Annotated in this window: 4 protein-coding genes and 1 pseudogene; 3 read left to right on the top strand and 2 right to left on the bottom strand. The window is 72.9% G+C overall.

Going from position 1 to position 4925, the window contains the following annotated elements; all coding sequences use genetic code 11:
* The coding region (locus tag D471_RS0130100) for a cytochrome P450 (protein ID WP_017602049.1) at positions 1–1415 on the bottom strand (1415 nt) is incomplete at its 3' end.
* Positions 1416–1523: 108 nt separating this feature from the next.
* Between D471_RS0130100 and D471_RS0130095 the strand changes: the two genes are divergently transcribed.
* Positions 1524–2141, top strand: coding sequence for a TetR/AcrR family transcriptional regulator (locus D471_RS0130095; protein ID WP_026128233.1), 618 nt, complete (start codon positions 1524–1526; stop codon positions 2139–2141).
* 212 nt (positions 2142–2353) lie between these two features.
* Complete coding sequence (locus D471_RS0130090; protein ID WP_017602047.1) at positions 2354–3301, top strand: phosphatidylinositol-specific phospholipase C; 948 nt, start codon at positions 2354–2356, stop codon at positions 3299–3301.
* Positions 3302–3305: 4 nt separating this feature from the next.
* On the opposite strand, the gene D471_RS37970 is transcribed toward D471_RS0130090, so the two are convergent.
* The gene (locus tag D471_RS37970; RefSeq protein ID WP_026128232.1) at positions 3306–4463 is read right to left on the bottom strand and encodes a DUF4232 domain-containing protein; all 1158 of its coding nucleotides are present in this window, start codon (positions 4461–4463) and stop codon (positions 3306–3308) included.
* Positions 4464–4684: 221 nt separating this feature from the next.
* Between D471_RS37970 and D471_RS36970 the strand changes: the two are divergent.
* Positions 4685–4925 (top strand): annotated as a pseudogene (locus D471_RS36970) (ABC transporter ATP-binding protein); the annotation flags it as partial.

Raw genomic sequence — 4925 nt, 5'->3', positions numbered from 1 at the left:
GGGGCCGCGGCCCGCGCACGGTCGGCTCCGGTGCGGCGCGCCAGCCGCAGGGTGAACCCGTCGGGCTTGACGGTCAGGGTCTCCTTGACCTTGAGCTCGTAGTCGGCGTGGTCGATGAACCGGTAGCGGTGGATGAGCAGCCCCAGCACCATGACCGCCTCGTGCAGGGCGAACTGGCGGCCGATGCAGGCGCGTTCCCCGTTGCCGAACGGCTTGAAGACGTGCGGGGGCCGGGCCTCGGCGCGTTCGGGCGTGAAGCGGTCGGGGTCGAAGAGTTCGACGTTGTCGCCCCATTCCGGTTCCCGGTGCAGTCCGGGGATGAAGACGACGAGGGGGGTGCCCGCGGCCACGCGGTGCCGACCGCCGACCACGGTGTCCTCCAGTGGCTCCACGGAGAAGGCGGGCGCGGTGGGCCACAGCCGCAGGGACTCGTTGAGGATCTGGCGGACGTACGGGAGCCGGCCCACGTCGGCGTGGGTGGGCTCGGGCCGGTCGGTGTCGCCCCACAGCGCGTCCACCTCGGCCTGGGCACGGGCGAGGACCTCGGGGTGCTTGGTGAGGTAGTGCAGCGCGAAGGACAGGGCGCCGCTGGTGGTCTCGTGTCCGGCGATGAGGAAGGTGATGACCTGGTTGCGAATGTTGACGTCGTCCAGGAGTTCGCCGGTCACCGGGTCCGGGGTGTGCAGCATCCGTCCGAGCAGGTCGGAGGTGTCGGTGTCACCCGACCGGCGGCGCCGTCCGATCACCTCGTCGACGGTGGTGTTCATGTAGGCGACGTCGGCCTGGAAGGAACGGTTCGCCCGGACGTGGAGGGGTTCGGTGCCGGGCAGGTAGGTGCCGCGCTTTTGCGCGTACCCCAGGCTCCCCGCCATGGCGGTGACGAAGGGGTGCAGGTCGTCGCGGTCGAAGGAGCCGAAGTCATAGCCGAAGCCGCAGCGGCCGATGGTGTCGAAGGTGAGCCGGGTCATGTCGCCGACCACGTCGACGGGCTCGTCGCCCGCCCGGTCCCACTTCGCGAGCAGGCCGCGCGCGACGTCGAGCATCGTGTCGTGGTAGTCGCGCATCGCCCCCAGGGAGAAGGCGGGCATGAGGATGTCGTGGGCCTTGCGCCAGTTGGGTTCGTCGCTGAAGGCGGTGAACAGTCCGTCGCCGACCATGGTGCGCAGGAACAGCAGGGCGTCGTGGACGCCCTTGCGGAACCGGGTCTCGTCACAGACCTCGGCCACCAGGTCGGCACCGGTCACGCTGAGGAACTCCTCCCCGGGCACGCGGACACGGATGATCGGGCCGGCCTCCCGGTGCATCCGGGTCAGGCCGCCGACGAATCCGCGCTGTCCGGCGATCTCCAGGGTGTGGCCGAGCAGGGGCAGGCCCTGGGGCTCGGGAATCGGGGCGAGCGTCGGTGTGGATGTCACGGGTTCCCCTTCGGATTCAAGGAATGCGACTGACTTTGTCGCATGACCAAGTTACATGACCAAGTCACGGTGACAAGTAGGGGCGGGGTTCTCGGTACGATGGGCGCCATGGCACACGTCCCCGCGGCGCAACGGCGCTCCCAGCTCATCGACACGGCGATCGACCTGATGACCAGGGAGGGGGCGGCGGCGGGCAGCACCCGGGCGATCGCGGCGGAGCTGGGCGTGGCGCAGATGACCGTCCACTACGTGTTCGGCTCCAAGGCCGAGTTCACCCGGGCGATCATGGACGAACTCAGCCGCCGGGTCGTGGAACGGATCCGGCCCACCGCCGAGCGGACGGGCGGGAGGAGCTTTCGCGAGGACGTCGCCGACACCGTCGCCGAGCTGTGGCGCGACGTGCGCGAGGACACGGCGGAGAAGCTGCTGTGGATCGAACTGTGCGTCCAGTCCCTGCGGGACCCCACGCTGCGCGCCGCCATCGCCGAGCACAACGCCAACATGTACGCGGTGGCCGCGGAGCTGTTGACCGCCATCGCCCGCCGGCACGGGGTGACGTTCGCCGCACCCGCCGAGTCCGTGGCCCGCTTCCTCCTCTGCGGGCTGGAGGGGATGATCAACCAGCACCTGGCGGAGCCGGACGAGGCCGCCGAGCGGACGTGCCTCGACCAGTTGGTCACCGCCACCACGGCCCTGGCCCTCGGCGAGCGCACCCCCTCCGCCTGACACCGGGGCGCCGACCGACACGACCGTGGCCGGGGGCCGCCGCGCGACCTCGGCCGAGCCCGGCATGGCCTCGGCGATCACCCCGGCCTCGCGCCCTCCCCCTCCTTCACGCGTAGGGAGGATGGCCACGGGCCCCGACGCGTGCCAGGGTGGACGGCGACCGGGGCGGACCGCGCGGTCCGCCCGTCCCCCACCGGCGAAGGACACCCCCCATGCCGTCCATCCCCCGACGACGCGCCGTGCTGGGCGCCGCGCTGACCGCCGCCGTCGGCCTCCTGGCCGCTCCCCCGCCCGCGTCCGCGGCCCCGGCCGCCGCCACGCGCACCTCCTGGATGGGGCGCCTGCCCGACACCACCCCTGTGACCTCGATGTCGCTGCCCGGAACGCACGACAGCGGCGCGTGGACCGGCAGCGTGTGGTCGCGTACGCAGGACCTGACGCTCACCGGCCAGCTCGACTCCGGTGTGCGCTTCCTGGACGTGCGCACGCGCCACTACCGGGACGCGTTCACCATCCACCACGGCGCCGAGTACCTGCACCTCAACTTCACCGACGTCGTGCGCGACGTCAGCGCCTTCCTCGCAAGGCACCCCGCCGAGACGGTGCTGATGCGGATGAAGAAGGAGCACACGGAGGAGGAGAACACCCGCACCTACGAGGAGACCCTGGACCACTACATACAGCACGACCCCGACACCCGCGACCTGCTCGCCGCGCACCTGTGGGTTCCCGGGGAGCGGGGCGGCGACCGCGTGCCCAGCCTGGGTGAGGCGCGGGGACGGATCGTGATCGTGCAGGACTTCGCGGCCACGCGCGACTACGGCGTGCGGTGGAACGGCCCCGCCCTCGACATCCAGGACGACTACCGGGTGCCCACCCTGTTCGACATCCCCGACAAGTGGGAGAAGGCGCGCGCCCACTTCGGCGCCGCCGCCTCGGGTCCGGAGGACATCCTGTACGTCAACCACCTCAGCGGCAGCGGCGCCCCGTGGGCCAACCCGCGCGAGGTGGCCTGGGGCGCGTTCGGCCTGTGGGGGGTGAACGAGCACGCCCTGGACCACCTGCGGGGTTCGACCGCGCACCGGACCGGGGTCGTGGTGATGGACTTCCCCAGCCAGGAGCTCACCGACCTCGTCCTGGCCCGCAACCCGAGGGCCTAGGACCTCAGTCGACGGTCACCAACCGCCACGCCGTCACGGCGACCTCGCCGCCCTCGGCGATGTCGGTGGGGACCGGCCAGGACTCGCGGACCATCCCGGCGTGCGGCGCGACGTACAGGACAGAGGCGACGCGCGCGCCCGCCGTGGCCATCGCGTCCCAGCCGAGCACGAACTCCGCCGTGCCGCCCGGCGGCACGCTCAGTTCCACGGCACCGGCGTCCTCGGCCATGAAGGACCTTCCCCGCACGACCGTCACCCCGGGCAGTTCCCCCCTCTCGTCCGCGAAGGCCACGTCGGGATAGCCGTTCAGGACGCAGGGCTCGTCGGAGTCGTTCGTGAGCCGCACCGGGAGCCCCCGGTGGCCGGTCGCGGAGACCGGGCGGCCCTCCGGACGCAGCGTGCTCTGGTCCGGTCCGCACCAGGCGGGGTCGGGTTCGGCGGCTCCGGGGGCCACCTCGGGCAGCGGGACGGGCTCCGTCTCGGCGGACGCGGTGGCCTCGGGCGCCGGGGAGTCGCTCGTGTCCTGGGCGCCCCGCTCCGGGAACTGCTCGCCGAGCCGCTCCCGGAAGTCGCGCGCGCCCGCGGCGGAGACGACGGCGGACAGGAGCGCGGTCAGCACGAGCAGGACCGCCAGGACGATCCGGTCGGTCGCCGCCTCACCGGAGGCCGGGGGAGGCGCGCCGGGAGCCCTCCGGGCCAGGAGCGCGGGCAGCCATCCCCACAGCAGCCCCCAGTAGGCCCCCGTGAAGGGGGCCTCGTCGGCGAGGACGGCGAACGCCACCGAGTCCATGGCGGGGTCCGCCGCGACCACCCCGGCCAGAGCCGTCAGGCTCGCGATGGCCCCGGCCGCGACGGCGGCGAACCACAGGGCCGGGAGACGGTGCGCGCGGGGCACGGAGGGCCCGGTGGGCATGAGCGAGGCGACGAGCAGGTAGGCCACGAGCAGGACCGCGGTCGAGGCGGCCACGAGCAGGAGGGGCCAGGGAGAGGGCCGATCCCAGAGCGCCGGTGGGATCGTCCGCGGCACCGCGTAACCGAGGACGCGGTTGAACTGCGGGCCGATACCGCCCAGGAGGTCATGGGCGTGGGAGCAGCCGACCCACAGCGCCGACGCGGTGAGCCCGGCGGGCCAGAGGGCCCGGAGATCGCGTGTCACAGCCATCGGGGAAGGGTACCGGCCGGTGTTCCAGGGCCCGCGCGGGGGCCGTGTCCCGCCCCGGCGGACCGTCGGGACCCCGCGCTCTCGGGACTTCCCGGAGTTGCCCTGTTAGGCAAGCCTTGCTTTACTGGACGCCGTCCCGAACCGAGGAGGACCCCTATGCGCGCCGCGATGCCCGGCCGCCGGAGACGGGATCATCGGATATCGCGCACCGGGCCCGCCTCGTGAGCGCGTCTGGACGCGCCGTACTGCGGGGCGCCCTCAAAGGACAGCGCCGCCGTGTGGCCGGGGCCTCCGTCCTGGCCGCGGGCCACCAGACGGGCGAGGCTCTGGTACCGGTCGTCATCGGTGTGATCATCGACCGCGCCGTGACCACCGGATCCGGCAGCGCCCTGCTGGGCTGGCTGGCGGCACTCGCCGCCGTGTTCGTCGCCTTGTCGTTCAGCTACCGGTTCGGCGCCCGGA

The organism is Nocardiopsis lucentensis DSM 44048 (assembly GCF_000341125.1).
Classification (GTDB): domain Bacteria; phylum Actinomycetota; class Actinomycetes; order Streptosporangiales; family Streptosporangiaceae; genus Nocardiopsis; species Nocardiopsis lucentensis.
Note: the sequence above shows the minus strand (reverse complement) of the source record. Positions and strands in the feature narration are given on the sequence as shown.